The sequence below is a fragment of the Sphingomonas qomolangmaensis genome, from assembly GCF_024496245.1.
Lineage (GTDB): Bacteria > Pseudomonadota > Alphaproteobacteria > Sphingomonadales > Sphingomonadaceae > Sphingomonas > Sphingomonas qomolangmaensis.
Genome location: NZ_CP101740.1, coordinates 3205028 through 3231067, shown reverse-complemented (window position 1 = coordinate 3231067; position 26040 = coordinate 3205028). Strand labels below are relative to the sequence as shown.

Annotated in this window: 21 protein-coding genes; 7 read left to right on the top strand and 14 right to left on the bottom strand. The window is 63.3% G+C overall.

Features of this window, described 5'->3' with window-relative positions; all coding sequences use genetic code 11:
- From NMP03_RS15255 to NMP03_RS15220, 8 genes are all read right to left on the bottom strand, one after another.
- The gene (locus tag NMP03_RS15255) at positions 1-444 is read right to left on the bottom strand and encodes a DUF2141 domain-containing protein (RefSeq protein WP_256506340.1); all 444 of its coding nucleotides are present in this window, start codon (positions 442-444) and stop codon (positions 1-3) included.
- Positions 441-1589, bottom strand: a complete 1149-nt coding sequence (locus NMP03_RS15250) for an ABC transporter permease (protein WP_256506339.1) — start codon at positions 1587-1589, stop codon at positions 441-443. The genes NMP03_RS15255 and NMP03_RS15250 overlap by 4 nt, the downstream gene beginning before the upstream one ends.
- Entirely contained in the window at positions 1586-2524 is a 939-nt protein-coding gene (locus NMP03_RS15245; protein ID WP_256506338.1) for an ATP-binding cassette domain-containing protein, read from the bottom strand. Before NMP03_RS15245 ends, NMP03_RS15250 begins: the two co-directional genes overlap by 4 nt.
- The gene (locus NMP03_RS15240; protein WP_256506337.1) at positions 2521-3852 is read right to left on the bottom strand and encodes a hypothetical protein; all 1332 of its coding nucleotides are present in this window, start codon (positions 3850-3852) and stop codon (positions 2521-2523) included. The genes NMP03_RS15245 and NMP03_RS15240 overlap by 4 nt, the downstream gene beginning before the upstream one ends.
- Complete coding sequence (locus NMP03_RS15235) at positions 3849-4706, bottom strand: SagB/ThcOx family dehydrogenase (protein ID WP_256506336.1); 858 nt, start codon at positions 4704-4706, stop codon at positions 3849-3851. The genes NMP03_RS15240 and NMP03_RS15235 overlap by 4 nt, the downstream gene beginning before the upstream one ends.
- A gap of 10 nt (positions 4707-4716) precedes the next feature.
- Positions 4717-6006 (bottom strand): YcaO-like family protein, encoded by a 1290-nt coding sequence (locus tag NMP03_RS15230; RefSeq protein WP_256506334.1) that lies wholly within the window; start codon positions 6004-6006, stop codon positions 4717-4719.
- Between the two features lie 77 nt (positions 6007-6083).
- A complete protein-coding gene (locus NMP03_RS15225) occupies positions 6084-7004 on the bottom strand; it encodes a TOMM precursor leader peptide-binding protein (RefSeq protein ID WP_256506333.1) in 921 nt (306 codons plus the stop codon).
- Positions 7005-7365: 361 nt separating this feature from the next.
- Entirely contained in the window at positions 7366-7512 is a 147-nt protein-coding gene (locus tag NMP03_RS15220; RefSeq protein ID WP_256506332.1) for a hypothetical protein, read from the bottom strand.
- 330 nt (positions 7513-7842) lie between these two features.
- On the opposite strand from NMP03_RS15220, the gene NMP03_RS15215 reads away from it, so the two are divergent.
- Positions 7843-8181, top strand: coding sequence for a hypothetical protein (locus tag NMP03_RS15215; protein ID WP_256506331.1), 339 nt, complete (start codon positions 7843-7845; stop codon positions 8179-8181).
- Between the two features lie 13 nt (positions 8182-8194).
- On the opposite strand, the gene NMP03_RS15210 is transcribed toward NMP03_RS15215, so the two are convergent.
- Positions 8195-10297 (bottom strand): carboxypeptidase-like regulatory domain-containing protein, encoded by a 2103-nt coding sequence (locus NMP03_RS15210; RefSeq protein WP_256506330.1) that lies wholly within the window; start codon positions 10295-10297, stop codon positions 8195-8197.
- A gap of 270 nt (positions 10298-10567) precedes the next feature.
- Between NMP03_RS15210 and NMP03_RS15205 the strand changes: the two genes are divergently transcribed.
- Positions 10568-11290, top strand: a complete 723-nt coding sequence (locus tag NMP03_RS15205; protein ID WP_256506329.1) for a hypothetical protein — start codon at positions 10568-10570, stop codon at positions 11288-11290.
- Positions 11291-11420: 130 nt separating this feature from the next.
- On the opposite strand, the gene NMP03_RS15200 is transcribed toward NMP03_RS15205, so the two are convergent.
- The 3 genes from NMP03_RS15200 to NMP03_RS15190 are packed head-to-tail and all read right to left on the bottom strand — an operon-like array spanning position 11421 to position 14547.
- Complete coding sequence (locus tag NMP03_RS15200; protein WP_256506328.1) at positions 11421-12125, bottom strand: gluconate 2-dehydrogenase subunit 3 family protein; 705 nt, start codon at positions 12123-12125, stop codon at positions 11421-11423.
- Positions 12122-13822 (bottom strand): GMC family oxidoreductase, encoded by a 1701-nt coding sequence (locus NMP03_RS15195; protein WP_256506327.1) that lies wholly within the window; start codon positions 13820-13822, stop codon positions 12122-12124. The genes NMP03_RS15200 and NMP03_RS15195 overlap by 4 nt, the downstream gene beginning before the upstream one ends.
- Positions 13819-14547, bottom strand: coding sequence for a 3-keto-disaccharide hydrolase (locus NMP03_RS15190; RefSeq protein ID WP_256506326.1), 729 nt, complete (start codon positions 14545-14547; stop codon positions 13819-13821). Before NMP03_RS15190 ends, NMP03_RS15195 begins: the two co-directional genes overlap by 4 nt.
- Positions 14548-14759: 212 nt before the next feature.
- Here NMP03_RS15190 and NMP03_RS15185 point away from each other — a divergent pair, with 212 nt between their 5' ends.
- Entirely contained in the window at positions 14760-15578 is an 819-nt protein-coding gene (locus NMP03_RS15185; protein WP_256506325.1) for an NIPSNAP family protein, read from the top strand.
- 41 nt (positions 15579-15619) lie between these two features.
- On the opposite strand, the gene NMP03_RS15180 is transcribed toward NMP03_RS15185, so the two are convergent.
- Together NMP03_RS15180 and NMP03_RS15175 are read right to left on the bottom strand one after the other, a co-directional pair.
- Positions 15620-17104 carry an MFS transporter gene (locus tag NMP03_RS15180; RefSeq protein WP_256506324.1) on the bottom strand — a complete coding sequence of 495 codons (1485 nt, stop codon included), beginning with the start codon at positions 17102-17104 and terminating at the stop codon, positions 15620-15622.
- Between the two features lie 78 nt (positions 17105-17182).
- Positions 17183-18229 carry a LacI family DNA-binding transcriptional regulator gene (locus tag NMP03_RS15175; protein WP_256506323.1) on the bottom strand — a complete coding sequence of 349 codons (1047 nt, stop codon included), beginning with the start codon at positions 18227-18229 and terminating at the stop codon, positions 17183-17185.
- A gap of 343 nt (positions 18230-18572) precedes the next feature.
- On the opposite strand from NMP03_RS15175, the gene NMP03_RS15170 reads away from it, so the two are divergent.
- From NMP03_RS15170 to NMP03_RS15155, 4 genes are all read left to right on the top strand, one after another.
- Positions 18573-20978, top strand: a complete 2406-nt coding sequence (locus NMP03_RS15170; RefSeq protein WP_256506322.1) for a TonB-dependent receptor — start codon at positions 18573-18575, stop codon at positions 20976-20978.
- A gap of 74 nt (positions 20979-21052) precedes the next feature.
- Positions 21053-22561, top strand: a complete 1509-nt coding sequence (locus NMP03_RS15165; protein ID WP_256506321.1) for a tryptophan halogenase family protein — start codon at positions 21053-21055, stop codon at positions 22559-22561.
- Entirely contained in the window at positions 22558-24405 is a 1848-nt protein-coding gene (locus NMP03_RS15160; RefSeq protein ID WP_256506320.1) for an alpha-amylase family glycosyl hydrolase, read from the top strand. Before NMP03_RS15165 ends, NMP03_RS15160 begins: the two co-directional genes overlap by 4 nt.
- Positions 24402-26015 (top strand): alpha-amylase family glycosyl hydrolase, encoded by a 1614-nt coding sequence (locus NMP03_RS15155; protein ID WP_256506319.1) that lies wholly within the window; start codon positions 24402-24404, stop codon positions 26013-26015. The genes NMP03_RS15160 and NMP03_RS15155 overlap by 4 nt, the downstream gene beginning before the upstream one ends.
- The last annotated feature ends 25 nt before the right edge of the window (positions 26016-26040 follow it).

The following is a 26040-nucleotide window of genomic DNA, read 5'->3' as shown; positions in this document are numbered from 1 at the left end:
TCAACTCAGGTCCAGTGAGATGTGCACGATCGACGTGTCGACCTTGAAAGAGCTGCGATCAAATTCGGGCAACTGGCCGACGACAAGTCCGCTACCGCTGACGCCCGAGGGTTCGGTGGGCGCCCCATAGCCGTTGCGATCGAGCGTGCGGTTGCCGTTGACGTCGTGGATCGCGAGAACCGCATAGGTTCCAGGCTCAACGTCCTTGAAATCGACGACATACGACCCGGTCTTCGACACCTTCCGGCCCAGTGCTTTATAGCATTTTGGGGTCAGAAACTCGGGCTTTCGGCAAAGATTGACGTACAATCCGCCTTCGGCCTTTGCCACACCGCGCACCGTAACGATGACGTCGGTTCCCAAAGGGGGTACGCCAGCCTCGGCAGGGGCCGTTGTTGCAGCAAAGGCCATAGCCGCGACCATCTTCAGGATCGAATGCTTCATCTCTTGAGCCTCCAACGGAAAGTGGCGGCGACAAACGCCGCCGAGACGATGAACAAGATCGTAAGCGCGACAAACGCCGGTCCGCAGTCTGCCAGCGTCCGTGTACCGGCGGCAGCACCGCGCATCGCATCGACAAGCAAATAGACCGGGGTGAACTTGGATATGCTCTGGACGACGTCTGGCATCGCATTGAGCGGTATGAAGAGGTCGGAAAGAAAAATAATCGGTAGGTTGATGATGTTTATCAGCGCCGACCCAAGTGTATTGCTGGTGACGAAACCGGCGATAGCCAAACCGGCGGCTAGGAAGCTGACGGTGCCAAACAGGTTGAGCACAATCATCGTCACCCAGCCCTCCGTCGAGATCTCGGCGAGACCGCCGAATAAGGCCAGGCCTCCGACGATAAAGAGAGTCACGAAAACGAACAGGATGATGACACGGCAAAGTGCAAATGCCGTCAAGAACGCGGTCCGATAAACGGGCATGAACTGGAAGAGTTTGAGGCCGCCCCGTGCCCGGAGGTCGATAAGCGGGCCACTAAACCCGAATAATGCGGTCGATACTATCGTCAACACTGCCAAGCCGACCACGTAATATACGCTGGGCGACATCGACGATGACGGCGATGGGGTCAGGTCGTAATTCAGGGTTACGCGCGGTGGAATGCCGGCCAGCGCGACGTTCAGCTCGGACGCAGATTGCGCCACGAGCGACAGCATGCTGCCGCTGCTCGCGTCGGGTGTGCCGTTCAGCTGCACGACCAGCGGCACGGTCGTTCCGGAAGCCGATCGATCGGGAACCACAAGGCGTACCCTGCCCGCCGGCGTTTGCTGGTCCGGCGCAACCTTGCGAAGCTCGAAATCGATACCGTCGATCATCGAGAAGTTGCGCTGGATTTGTGCCACAACCCGATCGGCCGTAGCGCCGCGACCCTCGACATCGAGGGCCATTTTGAAGCTTTCTCTCTCGCCGCCGCCGCCGAACAGCGTCATCATCAGCATCAGCAGGACGACCGGATAGACGAACGTCCAGAATATTGCGGTCCGGTCCCGTAGATATGTGGCGGTCTCTACCGTGGTGAGGCGCACCGTCTGTCCGATCCAACCGCTCGCCGGCCGCGTCGGACTCGGGGACAAGGCGTTCATGGTCGGCCTCCATCGAACTGCTCACTATTGCGGACGAGGTCCAGCAGATCGGAGGATCGCGCGGGGCGGACGACATAACCGGCGACCGAATGCCGTTCCATCGCGGCGATGAAGGGGGTGCGAAGGTCGTTCTCGCCGATCAACACAAGCTTGCTCCCGTCGCGCGCGTGTGATCGGGCCGAGGGCGCGAGATCGTTTTCGAGGCGATCGAGCAACGTTGGCGCCGCGTCGTCGACGATGCCGACAAAATGCCCGACGCGGCGGCCGATGATATCGCCGGGCGCACTATCCTCGATGATCTCCCCCTTCTCGAACCACAGGATGCGATCCGCCATTCCAACGTCGCGCCCTTCATGCGATGCGATCAAAATGGTCGCGCCGGCAGCCCTGCGTTCCGCAAGGATTTCGTGAAACGCCGTTCTATATTGGCGGTCGAGGCCCGATGATGGTTCGTCGAGGATTATCAAATCGGGTTTGTGCGCCAGCGCCATTGCAAGGTCGACGCGTCGGCGCTGCCCTGTCGAGAGCTTGCGATACATGCCGGGAAAAAGCGATCGCACCCCCAGGCCGTCGACGATCTTGGCGTAGGTCGAGCCGTACAGCGAATTGTGGATCGCCATGATCTCGCCGACCTTGATCGACCACGACCAGGTTACCCCTTGCACCTGGGCGCCGATACGCGCCCGAACGGGATGGGTGGTCGGCAATTTGGCGAGTGTCTCGCCGAAGATCTGCACTTTGCCGCTGTTGACGTCGAGCAGGCTCAGCGCAGCATCGAGGAACGTGCTTTTGCCCGATCCATTGCGCCCGATGAGCGCGACCATGCTTCCCGGCGCGATGTCGAGCTCGCGGATGTCGAGGGTAAAGCCGTCCTGGCCCTTGACGACAAGGTCGCGGACACCGATCGCAGGGCATGGGCCGCTGTAACGGGTCATGCGTCGGATCGCTCGAGGTTGCGATCCAACGCGGCCTTGAAATGGGCCGCTAACACCGGATCTTCGCAGACAGCGACCGCTCGCTGGAGGTAGGCGCGCGCTCTTGCCGGGTTGCCGCCATATTCGAGGGGCGTATGGAACTCGAACTTGGCCGCGGTAGCCAGCACGTCGACGTCCTTGTCGAAATCGTCGAGCGCCGCCTCGATGATTGCGCGACCGCGCTCGAAGCTCTCGTTCATTGCGATAAAGTCGGAGGCGTAGCGGATGTTCAATCCCTCGCGCGACACGCATAACGCGTAAGCCATCGCGGTGTCGTCGCGCCGACCGACATAGCGTGCGAGCGCTTGATCGAACTCGACCCTCAAACGCTCCGCGTCGGGTTCGTTCGCGGCGAGCAGCAATGTTATCAGATATGCTTCTTCGATCGCCTCGTCATTGGGTTGCTCCAGATGCAATCGGCGCAAGGACGCGAGGCTGTCCGAAGCCCCCTTGGTGTCACCCGTACGGAACTGTCTGCGGATGGCGGTTGCTTGCTCATCGGGAATCACCGCCTCCACGGCCGTCCTGTGCTCGGTCGGCTCGACCGCTTCTACGTTCAGAAGCGCTCGGATATCGTCGGATCGGTCGCGCTCGACACGCTCCATGAGCCCCAGCGTTTCGGCGATACCCCGCGTCTCGATCAGATCGGCGACGCAGAGCGCCGCAACCGCGTGGGCCGAGCCGCGCGGTACCGCGAGGCCTTCGAAACAGGGTTGATCGGTCCAGCGACGTGCCGCGAGAACCTCCAGGGCGGGTCCATGCTCCGCCCGGCGGCGCAATTCCGCTTTGGCCCCACTCTCGCCGAAAGCGGCAAGAGCACCCATCCATTCGGCCAGCCCCTCATCCAGCATGCGGTGGCCCGATCGCACGCGGGCATGCACAAATTCGTGCACGACCGTTTCGCGATCCGCCGCGTCTTTCGGAGCTAGCCGAATGACGCTGATGCCATCGAGTTCTGACGTCTGGCGTGCCCCACCCGGTACCTCGCGGACGATGACGAGTGGGTCGGCACCCGCCAGAATCTTGGTCACGAACTGCCAAGCTTCGACGAGAACGGGCGAAGATGTTGACGCTCCAACGATATAAAGCCGATCAGAAAGGCAGCGCACCTCCTGGTTCGCGTTCAGAATATCTTCGAATTCCGAGTCGAGCATACGACCCGAGAGAACGGACTTTATTTGATCATACGCCCGACGCGCATCGGCCTGATTGCCCTTCGTGAGCGCAATCAGTGCCTGTTCCAGCCCGCTGCCGACCAGTTCAATGAGGTTCCCGCTGACCCGTTTCATTTGGCGGCTCCTCCCACGATGAGGCACGAGGCGATGGTTTCCGACAGCCCGTCGAGACCCAGCAAGCCATTGATCCTGTCATCCAGGAAACCGCCCCAATGGAGAGCGTCGAGGCCGATGCCCGCGGCGGCCAGATTGATGGCGAAGGGAATCATGCCCGCTTCCATCATGGCGAACCGATAGCCCCGATACGCGTATTTCACGACGGTGCGCTCGGGCAGCGTGCTGACGAGGACGATCACGCCAGCGTTGAGCGTGAGGCCGTCTTCGTCCCCTAACGCCTGACGCAATTGGGAGAACCGCGGTTTGCCGCCAATGCGAGAGAGTTCGTGACGTCGCGCGTCGTAATGGAAGAGCCCCGGTTCGACGTCCGCGACATTCTGCACGACCACATAGATTTCGCTGGGATAGAGACCTCCACCCGAGGGATATGGTCTGAACCAGAGCTCCAGGCCATCGACCGTGGTGCCCGCCTTGCGCGTGGCGCGTACCGCGGAGAGCATCTGCGAGAGCTCGAGTAAGGTGATCGCACGGCCATCGAATGCACGGCAGGAATGCCGTTGTGCGAGCACGTCCGAGAAAGAAGCCTGGATGGTCGCGGGCGGAGGCAATCGCAGTTTCTCGGCCTCGAGATAGCTTTTGAAATTACATGCCGTTTCCTGGATCGCACGGCGTTCGGTGAGATAGGTACCGATGCGACGGCCAAGCGTCTTTTCATGAAAGCTCTTGAGTTTCGTGGCCTCATGGAAGGTCTCGATCTCCTCCATCTCCGGCGCCGTATGCCCCAATGGACTGAGATATGGTTCGATGATCGAAGACGGGTCGATGATATTCAGCTGGTAAGCGAAAGACATGGCCGACCTCTCAGGGGAAAGGATGGGGGTCGAAGTTGATTTGGCCGGGGAAGGGCCAACCGACAGCGTTGGCGAACTGGCGGAGCCGACGATCATCCGCGTGTTCGATGCCGGTTCCCGATCCGAGCGGGTGCAGCCCCGGTACGAAGGAGCGGACCACGTTGAGGTCGAGCCCCTCCAGCTCGGCCGGCGTCATATCGAGGCCGTAACTTTCATATCCACGAACCTTGAGCCGCGCGACGAGCGCAGCCAGGCGGTCCGCGTCGCTTTCGCCGGCCCAGCTGGCGGCGGGCAATCGTGCCGGCCGCTCTGCGTGGAGAAGGAAGTCGAGCGACTTCAGCCGTTCGGGTACGAGGTGCCAGATAACGTGGTCGCGATATTGTCGGACGTCTGCGGCGTCTTCGATGTGGTGGCCATCGCGCTTGAGTTCGGTAACCCAATTAAGGGTGTGAAAGGCCTCTATGGCCGCTTTTTCGAGCGCAGCAGCGAAACTGGGTCTCGCGGCAGCGCCGATCGCCGCGCCACCGCCTGTCGGCAACCCGATCGCGAGGACGGTCGGAACGCCGAGGTCGGTCGTCAAATCGAAGAAGCGCAGCCGTAGCGACGCGGTGCGGAATATGTCGACAAGCCGGGGCGGGAGTTCCGGCAGATATTGGGTAACATCGAGTTCGGGGGGTGGGCGGCGAAGATACCAATGACAGGCGAAGCCATCGCGCTCGATCGTCTCGAGCAGTCCGGAGTGATAGGCTGCAGCGAGATTGGGCCCCGCAGCCGCACCAGTGGAATAGCCCGAATCGAGGCACTCGGCGCGCGAAGTCGCGCGATAGCCGAGATAGCTGAGCGCCGCCGGCAGATAGGCCGGCGAACCGGCCGCAAGGTCGATACCGCGGACCCAGCCGATCGGCGCCGACGGATCATATTGCACGAAGCGAAAGGTCGGCGCGGCATATTGGTGATCGGCGAACAGGATCATCCGGTCCGGTGCGACACAAGGCAGGTCCAACGTGTCGGGGGTTCCCATCGTGACCTCGTCACGGTCGTACACATGGAGCGCGTACCGCTCGATGGCTTCGCCCACGGTGGACCAGAGCGCGGAGAGCCGATCGAGCGCCGCCCCCGTTCCCATCATAGTCGTTTCGGGCGCCTCCCTGCCGTCGAGATCAAAGCTTCGCGGCGGGACGAGGAAGGGGTTCTGATATTCCGCGACCGCGAGGTGGAGCGCCGGCTCTTCGGGCTGCATCGGCACTTCCGCCACAAACCGGACCAGTCCTGTCTCGACGTCGTAGACGCGATCGAGCACGTGACGCAGCGATAGCGCAGCTTGCTCATGCGGGTCGGCATGCGTCTTGAACGCCTGGGCGGGAGCATGAACCGTCGTCACGCCAGCGTCCTTATCGCGCGCGTGGGTTCGGTTCGCAGCACACCGCAGACCCTGCAGCGGGGAACGCGGGGCAAGGCCTGCCGATCCAATTTGAGCATCAATGCGTCATAGCTGTATAGCGCGTTGGGCTCGATCAGGTCGTAGGCCTGCGCGGCGATCGCCAGGAGTTGCCGCGCGATGAACGAGCGCGCGGCTCCCTCTGCCAGCGCGCTGCCGATATGGTCGCGGTGGCTGACGGGCAAGGCCGCAAACGCGTCGAATTCGGCGCCGAAACGAATATTCGCGCGCACGCGCGTGCGGTAGCATTCGAAGCATGCCGATTCACCGGGCAACACCAGTGGCCCACAAACGATCCGGGAAACCTCGCGCCAGAAAAAGACGATCGGCGTTCGGCTCTCACAGGCTTGGCGGTTGATCGCGGAGAACGCGTCATGGGCGATCCTATCGGCAATCGCGATAATGCAATGACCTTCGGGGCCGGGTTGCTCGTCGACGTGAAGCCCGGCGAGCGCGCAGGCTTCGGAGACGATACCGGCGAGCCATCCCTCGCCTCGGATCGAGAAGGTGGTTTGGCGCGCTTTCTCGACAAATGCGGAGGGGCCCGCGTGTCGGTTCGACGCCGCCAATACATACTCGAGCATGTTCTCGAGCCAGTCGCTCGATTGGCCACGATTTGCTACCAAGGCCTTGCGGTCCATGAGCAATGTCGTGATTTCTGCTACCATATCGCCGCAGTCGATGGGCTCGACCCCGTTCGCTAGCGACTCGAGTATTTCGGACGCCGCCATGGCCTCATCGTCGATCGTCAGATGATCCCCATCGGGAAATCTGAGCTGGAGTGCTTGACCGCCCGATAGGAAGTTCCACCCGACCGCAGGGTTCAACCGGTACGACAATTTCTGTTCGCCGTTTCTCAAAACCCGCCCCCTCATCGCCCTCCCACTACGGGCGGGCGAACTAGCGTGCTGCAATCGAACGTCTGAAAAGAGCGGCAGAGGAGATCGGCTCCCCGGCCGCTTGAGACTAGTCGCTCGAAAGTTCGACGGCGATACATGCCGCGGTGGTGGTCGACGTGGTTGTCGAGCAGCGCCCGGCCGTAACGAGCGCGCTGGCGCGGCGCTTCGTTACCTCGCCCGACCGGTAAAAACTGAGCGTGGTCTTCCTGTACATCGCTATTCTCCCTACGTGACGTGCTGCCACCACAGCCGATCATTATGGGAAGCTGTGATGGCAACGACGCATCGACCTGGAGGATATCCGGGCCGACTGTGTTTGTTGTCAGACCAGCTCGACTACCGAGATGCTTGCTGCAGTCGTCGTCGTGGTCGTGGTCGTGCACCGCCCCGCAGTAGCGACTGCACCGGTACGCCGGCCAACGAGTTCACCCGAGCGATAGAAGCTAAGCGTCGACTTCTTGGACATCATATTTCCTTCCCTGTTTATCTGTGAAGCGGGTTTTTCGCTTCGTTGACAAGAAGAGTTCAGAGGTATTGATGCAGGTCGCAGCCGTCGTGGAGGTGGTGGTTGAGCATCGGCCAGCGATTATCGCGACCCGTTACGCATGCGTCGCCGGCGCAACTCGCCGGAATTATACATAGATCGAGTGCGAACTTCGGCAGCCAATCTGGCTGGTTCTCACTCGCATGCAAGCAGCGCCACCCGACACTTTAACCTTAGGCGCAGTTACTATGAGGCCATTGTCGTCGATATGTGTCAATAGAGGCATTATGTAATTTGCGCAGAAAATAGATCAAATTGGCGCTACTTTTTCTGTCGAGCATCTGTGCTGTTATTGTGCACCAACCAGCCGACCGCATTGCCGTGCTGCTCATCGGGCACGGGGTTCACGCGGGCGAAGTCGCCTTTAGGGCGGCGGGCGAAGGCCCAAGCCATGCCGTTGAGCTATTGGCGACCGCGGGCGGCGGGCAAGAGACCAGCCCGATCACGCGGTCGACGATTCGAGCGGGCGCAGCATCGCCGTTATCCATCGGCGACTCGATCGGCCCCGGCGGTTGGCGCTTTGCTGGTGGATCAGGCGGCGCCACGACTTGGCTGAATCTGGTGCCGTACTGGCGGCTCAACGGTCAAGTCTGAACAGTCCGTTAGGTTAGAAGGACTGAACGATTCCAAAGGACAATGCCCGTCGCTCGAAATAGGAGCGTTCCTCGTGCGAGAAGTCGGCATTATACACCGGCCGCGATTCGTTGCGCCGGTCGAGCAGGTTGGTCACGCCGACGAACACGATCGGCGCGAACTTCGGCGTTAGCTGCAGCCTTTCGAAGATATTGACATCCAGCGTCTCGAACCGCCGCAGGCGCGCTCCGTTTATAGTGTCATCAAAGACCGGAAAAAAACCGCCCGCTCCGTCCGCGCCCCCGCGCAGAACGCGGGTATAGGGTGCACCGCTCTTGGTAGTGAACGTCGCATTGAAGGCGGCGGTGGCCGAAAGACTTAGCCGCGACTGGATGCGGACGAAATGGCCGAGATCGCGATCGGCGCGGAACCCTGCCGATCGCTGTCGCGAGCGCGCGAAAGAAGCCGACAAACGCAACCACGACGTCGGCCGGACCACGATACTGCCGTCGAATCCCTCTATCCGGGTCAGGCTTTCGTTGACCCGATCGGTCTTCAGATAGCCGCCGACTTTCAGGTCGACGGGACCGCCAGCGAATTCATAGTCGATCGAGACCTGACGGCTCTGGGCGCGCATGAGCGGCGTGGTCGATATCAATTCCGGTGGTATGATCGCGCCGAACGTGCCGCCACCGACGATCAGTTTATGGCGGCGGTCTTCGCTCGATAGCGTAGCTGCCGCGGAATAAGTAGCGCCGGGCGACCGGTCGCCCGACGTGTACTGACGGCCTCCCACCGCCAGGGTGAGGAATGCCACGGGCTGCAGCGTGACGAAAGCGTGAGCGGAACCATAGGTTAGCTTCTCGAGGCGCCGTCGCGCCTGCGCGTCGTCGGCCGTGAACGCGCCGGCACCGGCTAGTCGAAAATGCTCGCCGGAGACCCCGGTCCTGTATTCGATCAATCCCCCGAGAAAATTGCCCGCCAAATCGGCGTTCGCGTAGAGATACAGATTGTTGGCCGAAACCTTCTGACCCAGATATTCCAGGTCGTTCGAGGTGCCGGTTGCGGATAGATCCAGCTTCAAACGCTCGTCGCCCACGGCGGCCTCCACACCGACGAGATTATAGGAGCGCAAGCGCCGGTTGGTGGAAACGCCCGACAGATTGAGCAAGCGCAGCGGATACGCACCCCGTTCGACGTCGATGACCGACAAGCTCGTCACTTCGGTGCCGCCCGAAGTCCTCGCCACGGCGGAAAGGCCGATAGCCGCCGACGTGAAAGAATCCGTCGTGGCCTTCAGCTTGGGGTTCAGCGCGAGCGTACCGGAAAGATCGATTGCGCTGGCATAGGCTTGCACGCTGCCGTTCGGCAGCGCGAATGCGGCACTCGCAGTCGTACCCGGCAAGCCGAGGAAGACAGACGAGGGTACCGATCCGTCAACGGCGGGAACGATCCTGACCGCTCCCGCCGCGGTATTCGGCAAATAGGCCGGCGACAGCGTGGGATAGGTCTCGATGTTGCGCAAAATGCTGGCGTTGAATATCGATGATACGCGCGTGACCTGATCGACCGATGAGCCCCGCACGACCTCGTACAGCGGGACATCGTTGTAATAGGTACGGCTGAGGCCGGCCGCGCTTCCCCGCAGCTGCACGTCGGCCGAATTGTCCAGGTTCGTGGCCGATGGCAGCCCAGCAACCGCCAGGAGGGCATCGGCATTGGCAATGGGATCGGTCAAAAGATCGATTTTCTCGATGACTTGACGCGAAAATGGCAGCGATGCTTTTCGCGCGGTCACCAGAATGTCGGCTTCGGCGAGCGCGGGCGGATCGTCGACGACGATGCGGGCGCCGGTAACGCGGAAGGCGTCGTAGGCAATGGTAACGGCGTCACGCTCGTCTGCGATCACGGTGATGCCGGTCGGATCAGCGGCATTTTCGGCGCGGAACCTGCCGGCGTTATCGGTCGCCACGACGATCGGAGCGCCGTTCCGCTCGATCGTGACCTCTGCTGCCTCGATAGGCGCGCCATTGGCGTCCACCACCGTGCCGCAGACCGTCGGGGCAGGGCACGCCTGATCGGATGCCTGAAAGGCAAAGGCCGAAACAGTGGCGATGGCGATGGCCGTTGTTCCCACATCATGTCCCCTAAGAGATCAGCGTGCCGACAAATGCGACTAATGCAAGAGTGTTTCACCGTGGCTATTCGTCTTGTCTTTGAAGTAGGCTAGCCGAAGCGGACGACAGTGAGCGGGGTTTTACGGCCCCTATCCCTACCAAGGACAGTGTTGGAGGACGAAAGGACTTTCGATGGGAACCAAAATCGAATATTGTAGCAAGATCGATTGCACCGGACCGTAGCGATCATAAGCACTCGGTTCGAAAATGTTCGAGCAGGAACGCATCAAATGCAAACGGCCCTTCGGTCCAATGGAGACGGGGCATTCCCCAAAGTCCCGCTTGGAAGAGCGATCGGGATCGCCAAGGCGATGCGCCGCGTCGCGAAGGGTGTCTCTCGCGACGGGATAGCGATCGAAATGGAGTTGCGACCGGGCACGGGAAGCATCAACAATCGAGTGATAGCGGCGCGCAAGTTCGGTCTGATCGCGCGAGGTGCTTCAGGCGGCTATGTGCTGACACCACTGGGCAAACGCTTCGCCATCGGTAATTTCAATACCAATGATATTCATAGAGCAGTATCCAACGTACCGATCTTCGCCGCTGCGCTTCACGCGCTCGGGGCACGTATCGCCAGTGCGCCCGAGAGTGACATGTATGATGCGTTGCGGAATGCCGGCGTTGAGGAGCCGCTGCTGGAAGTAGCAGCGCGCATAATGATGAAATCCCTGCGATTGCCTGAGGGTGACACCAAGCCGATGTCGCGGGATAGCATGAATTACCCCCCACCGGATGATGCCAAAGATGATCTTGAAGAAACGGTTCTTGAAAGATCAGTCCGGCCGACTGCGGCAGCCGACCCTGTGGTTCGATCGCTTCTAGCAAAGACGCCACCGCCGGGATCGGAGTGGTCATTGGACCGGGTTGATGAATGGCTGAGGCTGTTCTCGTCCGCGATACGCTATTTGTATCCGGTGCCCGGAGAACTCGAAGAGGGAAAGGTCCGGCATTGAGGGTGAGGTCGGGCTCCGATTGTGTCTGCCGAGATCCATTTTGGCGAGCAGGCGATGAAAAATGCCGCTTCCTGGTCTCGGCTGACGCACCTTTTTGCCGCGCGCCCAATGCGCGACGAGCGGCGAGCCGTCAGCTCGTGCGCTCGCCGAGCTTCAGCTCCGCCAGCAGCGCAGCGAGGTGCGTCCGCGCCTCCACCGACGGGCCGGGATACGGGCCTTCGGTGGGCTGGTCGCCGACATGGCCCATGTCCTTCTTTCCCTCGGGCAAGGTGTAGAAGCCCAGCACGAAGAGATGGCGCAGCCGATCCATGAACTTGACGGGCATCTCGAGCTTCCCGCTCGGCACGGCGACGCACAGCGCGTCGAGCAATAGGCCGCGAATCGGCGCGCCCAGCGCAGCGAAATCCTTCCCGTGCTGGGCGATGCTCTGTCGGTCGAGCCAGTCGAGGCCGCCGAGGATCGTTGCGCGATCGCCCTGCTGCGTCGGATAGGGCGCGCTGATCCATTCGTCGATGAACGCGCCGACGCCGAGCTGCCCGGCGCCGGGCGACACATCGTCTGCGGGAAGGATCATGTCGCCGAGCAGGTCGACGGTGGCGCGCTGCGCCCTGGTCAGCGTCAGCGGCCAGACGACCTTGGGCTCCATCAGCGTCGGGTCGCGGCCATAGCCCTTGGTCGCGACAAGCGGCGGCGGCGCACCCGGCCAGTCGGCGACCGTGTCGAACGGCGGCGCATTCGCCCCCTCCGCGGCGGAGGCGGGCGACGCCCAGCGCGCCAGCGGCATTGCCGCCGCGGCGATCATCCATTGCAGCGTCGTCCGGCGCGAGGGCGTCATGCGAAGGCTCCCGACTTGAAGCGCGCCGCCAGTCGCTCCGAGGCGCGCAGCGCGAGCGCCAGGATGGTGAGCGTGGGGTTCTTGTGTGCGCCCGAGGCGAAGATCGCGCCGTCCATGAGGACGAGATTGTCGACGTCCCAGGCGCGGCCATAGCTGTCGACCACCGACGTTCGCGCATCGGCGCCCATCCGCGCAGTGCCGAGCTCGTGGATGATCTCGCCGCCCGCAGCCATGATCTTCTCGGGCGGCAGGCTCGGGTCGTCGAGGATCCGGCCGTTCATCCGTTCGAACAACGCGTGCGCGATGCGGCGGCCATGCGCGACCTGGTTCACCTCTTGGCGCGAGAAGCGGAAGGCGAAGCGCAGCACCGGGATGCCGAAGCGATCCCTCACCCCCGGATCGATCTCGCAATAGGTATCCTTGTTCGGGATCATCTCGCCGCGCAACGACAGCCCGATCGTCGCCCCCGAGGCGCTGCGCACCGCCTTCTTCAGATCGGCGCCCCACGCGCGCGGCAGCACGTTGGCGGATGGCACGCCGAAGCGGCCCCACACCTCGAAATGATAGCCGCGCGCGAAGTCGAGCTCGCCGCGCTTCTGCTTCTCGTACAGCCAGAACGGGATGTAGACGTGCTGCCCGCCGATGCCGTCCTCGTTATAGCGCGGCCGGTCGGCAAGGCCTGGGATGAAGGCGCTGAACGATGCGCCGGTGGAGTCGGTCAGGTTGCGGCCGAGCTCGCCCGACGAATTTGCAAGCCCCCTGCCCGCTTCGCCCGAATTGAGGAGCAAGCGCGTCGTCTCGCCCGTGCCCCCCGCCAGCACGACCGCGCGCGCGCTGACTTGATGCCGCACGCCCGTCTTGCGATCGACATATTCGACCCCGGTCGCCCGGCCCGCCTGATTCGTCAGCACGCGCGAAACCATCGCGTCGGTGACCACCGTCAGCCGCCCCGTCGCCTTCGCCATCGGCAGGAACGAGGTCGTCGTCTGGAACATCGCGCCGATCGTACAGCCGCGCGTACACGGCGTCGCATTGAAGCAGGCGCTTCGCGGTGCGACGGCATCGGGCATGTCGCGCGTCAGCACCGCGGTATGCGCCGCCCGCACGGGAATGCCCATGCTCTCGGCCGTCGCCTTGAGCAGCAGCTCGGGCACGCGCGGCGCGGGCGGCGGCATCAGGCAGTCGGCGGGCGAATCGGGATGGTTCTCTAGGCCGATCGGACCGCCATTGACGCCGATCATCTTCTCGACCCGGTCGTAGAAGGGCGCGACATCGTCATAGCCGATCGGCCAGTCGACGCCGAGTCCGTCGCGCGAAAAGGGCTTGAAGTCATAGGCGCCCCAGCGCGGCACGTGGCGGCCCCAGTGATTGGTCCGCCCGCCCAGCATCCGCGGCCGCCACCAGCGGAAACCGCTGCCCTTAGTCGAGGTATAGGGCTCGCCATCGACCTCCCAGCCGCCGTCGACGGTGGCGTCGAAATAGCCGAACGGCTTATCGGGGGTCGCGCTGCCCCGGAGCGGCGCGTCGCTTTCGGGCGCGAGCATGTTGACCTCTTGCTGCGGGTCATAGTCGCGCCCCGCCTCGAGCATCAGGCAGCGCAGCCCGGCCTTGGTGAGGCTGTACGCCGCGATGCCGCCGGCAGCCCCCGAGCCGACGATGATGACGTCGGCGGGGGCGCTCGCTGGATCGAGGCTCATTGCGTTTCGACCACTGCGCTCGCGCCGATCGGGCGCAGCTTGATGTTCCTGAACGCGACCGGCTCGCCATGATCCTGCAGCGCGATGACGCCGCTGGGGAAGGTGCCGAAATACGGCATCTTGGCAAACTTCGATCCCGTCACGCGCTTTGCCCACGCATCATCGCCATAGGAGACGTCGGCGGTCATGACGCCGTTGAGCCATTGCCGGATGCGTCCCGGCTCGACGAGAAGCCGGGCGTGGTTCCAGCTGCCTGCCGGACGCGCGGTGCCGGGGGGCGGCACCGTCATGTCGTAGAGCGCGCCCGCGCGGTGCGACGGGATTTTGCCATCGGCATGCCCCGCATCGTCGAGCACCTGCATCTCGATCCCGGTTTCATACACCTGCCGCGTCTGGGGGATGTTGCGCGCCAGATAGAGCACGCCGCTATTACCGCCCTTCGCCACCTTCCAGTCGAGCGTGAGTTCGAACGCGCCGTAGCTCTTTGCAGTGACGAGGTCGGTCCCGCTCATCCGGCCGTCGTCCTTGACGAGCATGATCGCGCCATCGCGCACGCGCCATGTCGGCGGCGCGTCGCCGCCGGCAAAGGACCGCCAGGCCGACAGGTCGCGACCGTCGAAGAGGAGCGTCCAGCCCGCCTCGCGCTCGGCCGCGGTCAGCGTGTTGCTCGCCGGTTCCTGCGCATCCGCCGCCATGCTGCCCGCCATCAGGAGCAGGCTGGCCACAACGAATCGCTCGAGCTTGAACATCGACCTCTCCCGATCTTCCCGCGCGCGGGCGTCGTTCACTGTTGTCGGTTGATCGCAGCCAATCGATTGGTTTTCAACCGCCGAGCGCCCTGCCGCATCCCAGGCGGGCGGCGCGGTGGTCGAACCGTTGTGGATTGACGACGCCCGCGACATCGGCTTCGTACCCCGATAGACGGCTTTGCGAGGACATGATGGCGTACCCAATTGATCGACGTTCGGTGCTCGCGGGGGCTGCTGCCGCCGGTGGTGTAACCCTCACGAGCACCGGCGCCCGGGCCCAGCGCCGCGCCGCGGCGGTCACCCCCGAGGTCTACGAGCTTCGCACCTACCGCCTGGTTCACGGCGGGATGAAGGCGCGCCTCGACGCCTATCTTCGCGATGCCTTCATCCCGGCGGCGCGCCGCGCGGGTTGTGGCCCCATAGGTGCGTTCACCGTGGCCATCGGCCCGGGAAGCCCCAGCGTCCATGTCCTCGTCCCCTATCCCTCGATCGCCGACTTCGCCGCGCTGCCCGGCAAGCTGGCCGACGACCAGGGCTATGCGAAGGCCGCCGAGCCATTTTCCAGCGCCACCCCCGAAGGGCCACCGTACGCCTCGCTCGACGTGAAGCTGATGCGCGCCTTCCCGCATTTTCCGCGCGTCGAGGTTCCAGACGCCGCGGGCGCCAACAAGCCCCGCATATTCGAACTGCGGACGTATTTCAGCCATAGCGACAAGGCCGGGGCAACCAAGATCGAGATGTTCGACACCGGCGGCGAGATCGAGATATTTCGCCGCAACGGCCTGACGCCGGTCTTCTTCGCCCAGGACCTTACGGGCTCACGCCTGCCGAGCCTGACCTACCTGCTGACCTTTCCCGATTTCGCGGCGCGCGAACGAAGCTGGAGCAGCTTCGGCGCGGATCCGGCGTGGCGCCGCCTGATTACGACACCCGGACTTACCGACCCCGAAATCACCACCGGCATCGACAACCAGATCCTCAGCCCGACGCCCTATTCACAGATCTGAAGAGCCGAAGGAACACGACCGGGCGAATTCGAAGGGGAACATCAAACCTTCACCCGCAGCATCGCCAGCACCGCGACCGCCATCACCGCAGCGGCGATGAGCATGGTATATCCCGGCTCGGTCGGGAAAGCCGCGTCGATCAATGCGCCCATCAACGCGGCGACGATCAACTGCGGCAGCACCACGAAGAAATTGAAGATGCCCATGTAGACGCCCAGCTTATGCTGCGGCAGCGTATTGGCGAGGATGACATAGGGCATCGTCAGGATCGATGCCCAGGCGATACCGATGCCGATCATCGCCGCGATCAGCAGGGTTGCATCGCGGATGACGAACAGGCCGACAAACCCGGTTGCCCCGGCGGACAAGGCGATCATGTGGGTTCGCACCGGACCCAGAGCCTTTGACAGCAGCGGCAGTGCGAAGGCGCAAATCGCCGCAACCCCCGAATAGATCGCGAATAGCACCCCCACCCAATTACCCGCCTGATTATAGGCTGCAGAAGCGGGATCATCGGTGCCGAACGCATTTTGCGCGACCACCGGCACCGAATAGATCCACAGGATGAACAACGCCCCCCAGGTGAAGAACTGGACGAGCGCGAGGCGGCGCATCGTCTCGGGCATCGTCGCCAGATCGTTGACGACGTGGCTGAGCAGATTGTCGCCACGCCCGGCGGCAATCAACCGGCGCGAGACGATCTGCGCCACGCCGAATGCCACCAGGCCGATCGAAACCAGATAAGCCTCGGGCTTGAGCGACAGCGCGAAGGCCGCGAGCGCCGCGAGCAACCCGCCCACCAGCCAATAGGGTCCGGTTGCGGGGGTTGTGGTAGGAACGTGATGCGGCGGGGGCGGCAGCTCGCCATCGGCGACAGCGTAAATCGCGAGCTGTTCGGGGCTGTATTCGCGCGTGCCGAACACCGTCCACAATACCGCCAGCAGCAATGCGGCGGCACCGATATAGAAGCTGAACCGAACCGTATCGGGGATTTGCCCCTCGGGCGCCACATTGGGCACGCCGAACTCGGTCAGCACATACGGCGCCAGGCTCGCGATTACCGCGCCCACGCCGATGAACGCGGTCTGGAAGGCGTAGCCCGTGGGCCGCTGCGCGCGCCGCAGCATATCGCCGACAAAGGCGCGGAACGGCTCCATCGTGACGTTGAGCGAGGCGTCCAATATCCACAAGGTGATCGCCGCCGCCCAGATCGCGGGCGAATTGGGCATGAACAGCAACGCGACGGTGCAGAGTATGGCACCGACGAGAAAATAGGGGCGACGGCGGCCGAGGCGGGTCCAGGTTCGATCGCTGTAATGCCCGATGATCGGCTGCACGAGCAGGCCGGTCAGCGGTGCTGCCATCCACATCAACGCAAGATTTTCGATCGGCGTGCCGAGCGCCTGGAAGATCCGGCTGGCGTTGGCATTTTGCAACGCAAAGCCGATCTGAACCCCCAGAAAACCGAATGAGATCGACCACAGCCCCCAAAAGCCCTGTTGCGGCTTGCCGCCTTGCTCGGTCATTCCCGTCCCTCTTCTCTACGCGCGCCGTACTCGCCGAGTTCATCCTTCGCGACGCTGAGCGGGAGGAGATACAGACCCTTATACAGTCGTATGCGCGACACTGCTGGCCCGGACTTTGAGCGATACGGGCAACAAGCAGCTAACCGGCTCGCGCTGTTCGAGCCGTGCGAGCAGCGCATTCACCAGCGCATCGCCGGCGAGTTGCGCATCCTGCTGCACCGTCGTCAGGGGCGGGCTTGCCTGATGCGCGGCGGGAATATCGTCATAGCCTACGACCGCGATGTCGTTCGGTATCCGCTTCCCGCTTTCCTGCAGCGCGTGCATCGCGCCGATCGCGATCAGGTCGCTGGCGGCGAAGATCGCGTCAAATGCACCGCCGCGCGCGGTCAACGTGTGGACCGCGCGATGCCCCGCCGCTTCCAAGGTTATCGCATCGACCTGCAACGCCGGATCCGGTTCGATCCCGGCGGCATGATGTGCATCGCAATAGCCCAGCCAGCGTTCGCGAAATTCGGGAGAATGGTTGTCGCATGCGCCGAGAAACCCGATCCGCCGACGCCCTTGGTGCAACAGATGCTCGGTCGCCACGCGCCCGCCCGCGCGATTGTCGCACCCGATCGTCGTGCCGCGATCGCCGTGCTCGGGCGATCCCCAGCGCACGAAATGCGTCCCTTGCGCGTAAAGTTGTTCGAGCCGGGGCCGATATTGTTGGTAATCACCATAGCCCAGCAGGATGATGCCATCGGCCTTGCGACTGTCCTCATAGCTTTTCGGACAGTCGCCGGCGTGATGCTGAAATGAAATGAGGAGATCATAGCCCGCTTTCCCCGCGCCGCGGGTGATGGCGCCCAGCATCGACAGGAAGAACGGGTTGATCAGCGAACTGTCGGCGGTCACATCCTCGAAAAACAACAGCGCGATCGTGTGGGATTGCTGGCTGCGCAGGTTCGATGCGTTCTTGTCGACCGCATAATTCAGCTCCCGAGCAATTGCTTCGATCCGAGCGCGGGTAGCGGCGCTGACCGACGGGCTGCCACGCAGCGCACGCGATACCGTCGGTTGCGACACGCCTGCGCGATAGGCGATGTCGAACGACGTGGGGCGCTGTGACGCCGATCGGGCCACCAAGCTGTTCCTCTCCCGGATGTTCGGCCTGCATAGCCTTTGGCCCTGCAAGCTAAGCGATCGGCGCGCGTGCGTAAAGCGATGCTGCGCGCATTGGCCGGAGGTCGGCGCGCATCGGCCCGTTACGTCGATCGCACGATGACATACGTATGCCATCTGTTCGACATCCCGCAACTCGACCTATCCCCACCCTTACGTGCCGCGTTCGTCAAAAAGGCGGCGCAACGAACAATAGAACAACCCGCGGGAACAAGTGGGTCACAGATAGGGGAGAGACGGAATGAAATCATCGATCTACCGCGCGCCTTTGTCGGGCGTCAGCACTACCGCCATAGCGCTTTCCATGATCGCGTTTGCCACGCCGGCGATCGCGCAGGATGTGCAGGAAACGCCGCCCGCCGATGCCGAAGCCGAAGAGATCGTCGTAACGGGGTTTCGCCAGAGCCTCGAGAACGCCGTTGCCGCGAAGAAAGAACGCGATCTGGTCGTCGAATCGATTTCGGCGGAGGATATCGGTCGCCTGCCCGACGCGTCGATCGCGGAATCGATCGCGCGCCTCCCGGGCCTGACGTCGCAACGTGTGTCGGGCCGCTCGAACGCAATATCGATCCGCGGTTTCGCGCCCGATTTCTCGACGACGCTGCTCAATGGTCGCGAGCAGACGTCCACCGGCGATAATCGCGCGGTCGAATATGACCAATATCCGTCCGAGGTCGTCAACCAGGTGCTGGTCTACAAGACCGCACAATCGAACCTGATCGGCCAGGGCCTTTCGGGCACGGTCGACCTGCGCAGCGTGATCGGCGGATCGAAGAGCTATGTCACGTCGACCAACTTGAAGCGGCTGGGGTTGCAGGGGACGCTGCAGTGGCAGCCTGCGCCGAACTATACGATCACGCTCGACGGATTCTTCTCGGATTTCGACGATCCGCAAATCAAGCGGGGTATCGAGCTGCCGCTGGCGTTCGACGGCGATGGACCGCAAGCGACCCGACCGCAGTTGCTGAACCCGGTGGTCGACAACAACTTCGTGACGGGCGGCACCTTCACCAATGTCGAAGGCGTGGTCCGCAACGATTCCTTCGAGCGCAAGGCCAAGCTCTACTCCTTCGGTCTCAACCAGAAATACGAAGGCGATGACGGCTGGAACCTCTTCGTCGACATCAGCTATTCGAAGACCGATCGCAGCGAGACGATCATCGAAAGCTACGCCGGGACCGGCTATGGTCTCGATACCGGGGCGTCCGATACGATCGGTTTCCAAAGCGGTACCAGCGGCACGGTGTTCAGCCCGACGCTGAATTATTCGGACCCCAATCTGATCCTGCTGACCGATCCGCGCGGCTGGGGCGGAGCGAATGTCCAGGCTGGATATTTCAACGACCGCCAGGTTCGCGACGAAATCCAGCAATATCGCGGCGAGGTCGAGAAAGAGCTGGAGGGCTTCCTGCGGTCGATCCAGTTCGGCCTGAACTATACGCGGCGTGAAAAGGCGCTGACGCCCGATGAATCATTGCTGGTGCTGACAGGCGGCGCGTTCCAGCAGCAGATCCCGAGTGAATATCTGCTGGGATCGACCAATATCAGCTATCTGGGGCTGGGGCCGATGCTCAGCTACAACCCCGCCGAGCTACTGGAGGGCGGCGTTTACGACCTCATCCGGAATACCAGCCTCGACGTGCCTGCCAAGGCGTTCCAGATCAACGAAGACGTCATGGCAGCGTATCTGCAGGCCAATGTCGATCAGGAGATCGGCACCGCGGTGCTGACGGGCAATTTCGGCGTGCAGTTCGTCTCGACGGTGCAGAAATCGTCGGGGCTCGTCGCGGCGGGCGGCGCGCTCCAGCCGACGGTGGCGGGCGACGACTATATCGATGTGCTGCCGAGCGTGAACCTGTCGTTGCGGCTGCCCAGCGACTGGGTGTTCCGCGTTGCGGCGGCGCGCCAGATGCAGCGCGCGCGGCTCGACGACATGCGCGTTGCGATCAACTACGGGATCAACACCGGTGTCCCCGGCGGCATCTATCAGGGCAGCGGCGGCAATCCGCAGTTGCGACCGATCCGTTCGAATTCCTATGACGCCACGATCGAGAAATATTTCGGGACGCGCGGCTACATCGCGTTGCAGGGCTTTTACAAGGACCTGCAAAGCTTCGTGTACAATCTGGAACAAGAGTTCGACTTCACCTCCTATCCCAAGCCCATCGGGGTGCAGCCCGCCACCAATATCGGCCTGCTGAACCAGCCGATCAACGGCGAGGGCGGCAATATCTATGGGGTCGAGCTTGCAGGAACGCTGCCCTTTGGCGAGCTGTCCGGGGCGCTTGACGGGTTCGGCGTTACCGGCGGCCTGAGCTATACCGAAACGCAGATCCAGCCGACGCCGGGTGCGCCTTCGGAGGACATTCCGGGCTATTCGCGCTGGGTCGCGAACGGCACCGCCTTTTTCGAGAAGTGGGGCTTCAACGCGCGGGGCTCGGTGCGCTATCGCTCGACCTTTATCGGCGAATTGTCGGGCTTTGGCGCCAATCGCGTGCGCCGTCGTGCGCTTGATGAAACGATCATCGATGCGCAGATCGGCTATGACTTCCAGGCGGGATCGGCGCTCGAGGGCGTGTCGGTGTTCGTGCAGGGCCAGAACCTGACCGACGAACCCTTCGTCACGGTCGATCCGCGCGACGAGCGGGCAATTGTTGATTTTCAACAATATGGCCGTCGGTTCCTGGCGGGTGCGACGGTGCGGTTCTGAGGTAACGGGCCCCTCGCCTCGCTTCCTGGGAACGCCAGGGAGCGAGGCGCGGGCTCGCAAATGGGGACGCATATATGCGCGACGACCGGACCATCGTAATCGCGGGGGGCGGCACCGCGGGATGGATGGCAGCGGCGGCGTTCGCGCGCTTCCTGGCGCCGGGCTGGCGGATCGTGCTCGTCGAATCCGAGGCGATCGGCACGGTGGGTGTCGGGGAAGCGACGATCCCGCAAATATCGTTGTTCAACAAGCATTTGGGCATCGACGAGGACGCGTTTCTGCGCGCCACGCAGGGAACGATCAAGCTTGGGATCGAATTTCGCGACTGGGTGCGGCCCGGGCATTCCTATCTGCACGGCTTTGGCGACACGGGGCGCCCGCTGGGGCTGCTGGGTTTTCACCATTACTGGTTGCGCGCGCGATCCGAGGGGTTTGCGGCGGCTTTCGACGACTATTCGCTCAACAATGTCGCGGCGTTGCGCGGCGGGTTTGCGCGGTTCGAGGCCCGGGGACCGGTGCCGCCAATGCCCTATGCCTTCCACTTCGATGCCGGGCTGTATGCGGCGTTCCTGCGGCGTTACGCCGAGGCACGCGGGGTGATCCGGCATGAGGGGCGGATCCTGTCGGTCGAGCGCGACGATGGCGGCGACATTTCGGCGCTGTTGATCGAGGGCGAGCGGCGGGTCGCGGGGGATCTGTTCATCGACTGCACGGGCTTTGGTGCGCTGCTGATCGGCGGCGCGCTGGGCGCGGGCTATGAGGACTGGAGCGATTGGCTGCCCTGCGACCGCGCGCTGGCGGTGCCATCGGCGCGGGTTGCGGTGCCAATACCCTATACGCGCGCGACCGCGCAAAAGGCGGGATGGCAGTGGCGCATCCCGTTGCAGCATCGCACCGGCAACGGGTATGTGTACGACAGCAAGCATATTTCGGACGACGAGGCGGCGGCGACGCTGCTCGCGAATCTCGATGGCGAGGCGCTGGCGGAGCCGCGTCCGCTGCGATTCACCGCTGGCCGGCGCGAGCAAGCCTGGGTGCGCAATTGCGTGGCGGTGGGGCTGGCCAGCGGGTTTCTGGAGCCGCTCGAATCGACCAGCATCCACCTGATTCAAACCGCGATCGCGCGCATCCTGGCGTTTCTGCCGACCGGCCGGATCAGCGATGCCGACCGCGCCGAATATAACAACGAGTCGCGGCTAGAGCTTCATTTCATCCGCGACTTTCTCGTCCTCCATTACCACGCAAATGCGCGCATCGGCGAGCCGTTCTGGGACGCGGCGCGGACGCGGAAATTGCCGCCCGAGCTGGACCGCAAACTGGCGCTGTGGCGATCGTCAGCGCGGCTGTCGCGGCGCGAGGGCGAGTTGTTCGCCGAACCGGGCTGGACGCAGGTGCTGATCGGCCAGGAAGTGATGCCCGATGCCTGGCATCCGCTCGCCGATGCGGTGCCGAGCGCCGATCTCAAGGCCTTTCTCGATGGCGTGGCCGACGTCGCGGCGCGCACCGGCGCGGCGATGCCTGCCCATGCCGATCTGCTGGCGCAGCTTGCCGGCAACCCTGCGCAGCAAGGAGTGAATGCATGATCCGCACGCTAGCCACCGCGATGGCGATAGCCATCATCGCCGCCCCGCCTGCCGCCGCGCAACAAGTCGCGCGGCAACCCGAATTGCGCCGGCGGCTGCCGCAGGACGAAGTGATCTATTTCGTGCTGCCCGATCGCTTCGCCAATGGTGATCGGCGCAACGATCGCGGCGGCATCGCTGGCGACCGGCTCGCGCATGGATTCGACCCGACGCATAAGGGCTTTTTCCATGGCGGCGACATCAAGGGGCTGATCGACCGGCTCGACTATATCCAGTCGCTGGGAATGACCGCGATCTGGCTGACACCGGTGTTCAAGAACAAGCCGGTGCAGGGCGGCAAGGGCGAGGAATCGGCGGGATATCACGGCTATTGGATCACCGATTTCACGACGGTCGATCCGCATCTGGGGGCCGATACCGATTTCACCGCGCTGGTGGCGGCTGCGCATGCGCGCGGCATGAAGGTGTATATGGACATCATCGCCAACCACACCGCCGATGTGTTCTATTTCGCCGAATGCGAGGGCAAGGCGACCTGCGCCTATCGCAGCCGTGCCGATTTTCCCTATGCCACGCGCGGCGGGCCGAAGGGCGAGCCGATCAATCGGGGCTTTGCCGGCGATCGGGTGATGACGACGCAGAATTTCGCGCGGCTGACCGACCCGAATTACGCGTATACCGTGAAAATAAAGCCCCAGGAACGTACGATCAAGGTTCCGGCATGGCTGAACGAGCCGATCCATTATCATAACCGCGGCAACACAATGTTCTCCAACGAAAGCTCGACGATGGGCGATTTCGTCGGGCTGGACGATCTGATGACCGAGAGCCCTCGCGTGGTGAAGGGCATGATCGACATTTATGGCGACTGGATCGACCGGTTCGGCGTCGATGGCTTTCGCATCGATACCGCACGGCATGTGAACCCCGAATTCTGGACCAAGTTCACCCCGGCGATGCTGGATCGCGCGAAGGCGAAGGGCATTCCCAATTTCCATATCTTCGGCGAAGCGGCGTGGAGCGAGCCGGAAATCGGCTTGTTGCAGCGTCACACCGTCGTCGACAAATTGCCGAGCGTGCTGGATTTCGCGTTTGCGACGGCGGTTCAGCAGACCGTGGCGGAGGGCAAGCCGACCGCTGCGCTCGCCAAATTATTCTGGGGCGATGCGATGTATGCCGGGGGCGAGCCCGCCGCGCTGCAATTGCCGACCTTCATCGGCAACCACGATCAGGGGCGCTTCGCGATGTTCGTGACCAGGGCCAATCCGCAAGCCGACGACGCCGAACTGCTCGCGCGGACGCGGCTGGGGCACGAGATGCTGCTGACGCTGCGCGGCGTCCCCACGATCTATTATGGCGACGAACAGGGCTTTGCGGGCAAGGGCAATGATCAGGATTCGCGCCAGACGATGTTCGCATCAAGCGCCGCGACCTATCTGGAAGAGAAGCTGGTCGGCACCGCGCGGACGCATCGCCAGGATCATTTCCGCACCGATCATCCGCTGTTCCAGACCATCGCCACCTTGTCGAAGCTTCGCGTCGCGACCCCGGCGCTGAGGCGCGGGCGGCAGGTGACGCGTGCGTATCACGATGCTTCGGGCGAAGGCGTGCCGGGGTTGTTTGCCGTCAGCCGCTTCGACCCTGCAAGCGATGCCGAGGTGGTGATCGCGTTCAACACCTCCGCCGCGCCGATTGCCGCCAATATCGAGGTCGAGGCGCGCTCGACCGATTTTGGTGCGCTGTACGGCACCGGCTGTCCGACGACCGCTACGGCACCCGGATCGGTCGCGGTGACGATCGCGCCGTTCTCGACGATTGTCTGCGCGGCAACGGGGTCGCGATGAGCACTGCGGCAAGATCGCTGCTCGCCGACGCCGAGCCCTGGTGGAAGGGCGCGGTGATCTATCAGATCTATCCCCGCAGCTTTGCCGATGCCAATGGCGACGGTGTCGGCGACCTGCCCGGCATCACCCAGCGGCTCGACCATGTGGCCGGCCTGGGTGTCGATGCGATCTGGCTGTCGCCCTTCTTCACTTCGCCGATGCGCGACTCGGGCTATGACGTCGCCGATTTCTGCGGGGTAGACCCGGTATTCGGGACGATCGCCGATTTCGACACACTGATGGCCAAGGCCCATCGGCTCGGGCTGAAAGTGCTGATCGACCAGGTCTATTCGCATTCGTCGGACCGGCATCCCTGGTTCGTCGAAAGCCGCTCCAGCCGAGACAATGCAAAGGCCGACTGGTATGTCTGGGCCGATCCCAAGCCCGACGGGTCGCCGCCATCGAACTGGCAATCGGTGTTTGGTGGGCCGGCATGGCAATGGGACGCGCGGCGCACGCAATATTATCTGCACAATTTCCTGGTCGAGCAGCCCGATCTGAACCTCCATCATCCGCAGGTGCAGGAAGCGATGCTGGGCGCGGCGCGGTTCTGGCTCGAGCGCGGCGTCGATGGGTTTCGCTTCGATGCGCTCAATTTCGCGATGCACGATCCCTTGCTGAGGGATAATCCGCCGCTACCGCCGACCAACCGCGCGCGCAGGCGTTCGTTCGATTTCCAGGACAAGATCCACAACCAGTCGCACCCCGACATTCCCGTCTTCATCGAGCGGCTGGCCGCCGAGATGCGATCCTATGGCGCCACATTCTCGATGGCCGAAGTCGGCGGCGATCACTGGGCGCGGGAAATGGCGTTGTACACGCAAGGCGCGGCGCGGCTCGACAGCGCCTATGGCTTCAACTTCCTCTATGCCGAAGCGCTGACCCCCGCGCTGGTGGTGGATGCGCTCTCGGTTTGGCCCGATACGCCCGATCATGGTTGGCCGAGCTGGGCGTTCGAGAATCACGATGCGCCGCGCGCGGTTTCGCGGTGGACGGCCCCCGCGCATGCGCGAGCGTTCGCGCGGATGAAGATGCTGCTGCTGCTGAGCCTGCGCGGTAATGCGATCCTGTACCAGGGCGAAGAACTGGGGCTGGGACAGGTGGAGATACCCTTCGAACGGCTGGTCGATCCCGAAGCGATCGCCAACTGGCCGATAACGCTGTCGCGCGACGGCGTGCGTACGCCGATGCCCTGGCAAGGCGATGCCAAGGATCGCGGCTTCGGTTCGATCGATCCATGGCTGCCCCATGGTGCCGATCACGGCGCGCTGGCGGTGGACCAGCAGGAAGCCGATGGCGATTCGCTGCTGCACTGGACCAGGCGGCTGATCGCACTGCGCCGCGCGGAACCCGCGCTGCGATCGGGTTCCTCGCGCGTCGTCTCGGCGGACGAGGCGGTGCTGGTGCTGGAGCGCACGCATCCGGGCGGCGCAACCTTGCGCTGTGCGTTCAACCTGTCCGACCGCGCGGTGGCATTTACCGTGGACGGCGCGGTGCTGGTGGCAACGGGGGATTATAGCGGCGGCATATTGGGAGGGTATTCGGCCGTGGTGATGCGGGGCCGAGCGTAGCCGGTTGCGGTAACGCCCCCCGGTC

What these genes read in the sequence shown, in the direction of transcription:
- NMP03_RS15255 (WP_256506340.1), bottom strand. Translation starts at nt 444, where the DNA reads ATGAAGCATTCGATCCTGAAGATGGTCGCGGCTATGGCCTTTGCTGCA.
- NMP03_RS15250 (WP_256506339.1), bottom strand. Translation starts at nt 1,589, where the DNA reads ATGAACGCCTTGTCCCCGAGTCCGACGCGGCCGGCGAGCGGTTGGATC.
- NMP03_RS15245 (WP_256506338.1), bottom strand. Translation starts at nt 2,524, where the DNA reads ATGACCCGTTACAGCGGCCCATGCCCTGCGATCGGTGTCCGCGACCTT.
- NMP03_RS15240 (WP_256506337.1), bottom strand. Translation starts at nt 3,852, where the DNA reads ATGAAACGGGTCAGCGGGAACCTCATTGAACTGGTCGGCAGCGGGCTG.
- NMP03_RS15235 (WP_256506336.1), bottom strand. Translation starts at nt 4,706, where the DNA reads ATGTCTTTCGCTTACCAGCTGAATATCATCGACCCGTCTTCGATCATC.
- NMP03_RS15220 (WP_256506332.1), bottom strand. Translation starts at nt 7,512, where the DNA reads ATGATGTCCAAGAAGTCGACGCTTAGCTTCTATCGCTCGGGTGAACTC.
- NMP03_RS15205 (WP_256506329.1), top strand. Translation starts at nt 10,568, where the DNA reads ATGCAAACGGCCCTTCGGTCCAATGGAGACGGGGCATTCCCCAAAGTC.
- NMP03_RS15200 (WP_256506328.1), bottom strand. Translation starts at nt 12,125, where the DNA reads ATGACGCCCTCGCGCCGGACGACGCTGCAATGGATGATCGCCGCGGCG.
- NMP03_RS15195 (WP_256506327.1), bottom strand. Translation starts at nt 13,822, where the DNA reads ATGAGCCTCGATCCAGCGAGCGCCCCCGCCGACGTCATCATCGTCGGC.
- NMP03_RS15185 (WP_256506325.1), top strand. Translation starts at nt 14,760, where the DNA reads ATGATGGCGTACCCAATTGATCGACGTTCGGTGCTCGCGGGGGCTGCT.
- NMP03_RS15180 (WP_256506324.1), bottom strand. Translation starts at nt 17,104, where the DNA reads ATGACCGAGCAAGGCGGCAAGCCGCAACAGGGCTTTTGGGGGCTGTGG.
- NMP03_RS15170 (WP_256506322.1), top strand. Translation starts at nt 18,573, where the DNA reads ATGATCGCGTTTGCCACGCCGGCGATCGCGCAGGATGTGCAGGAAACG.
- NMP03_RS15165 (WP_256506321.1), top strand. Translation starts at nt 21,053, where the DNA reads ATGCGCGACGACCGGACCATCGTAATCGCGGGGGGCGGCACCGCGGGA.
- NMP03_RS15160 (WP_256506320.1), top strand. Translation starts at nt 22,558, where the DNA reads ATGATCCGCACGCTAGCCACCGCGATGGCGATAGCCATCATCGCCGCC.
- NMP03_RS15155 (WP_256506319.1), top strand. Translation starts at nt 24,402, where the DNA reads ATGAGCACTGCGGCAAGATCGCTGCTCGCCGACGCCGAGCCCTGGTGG.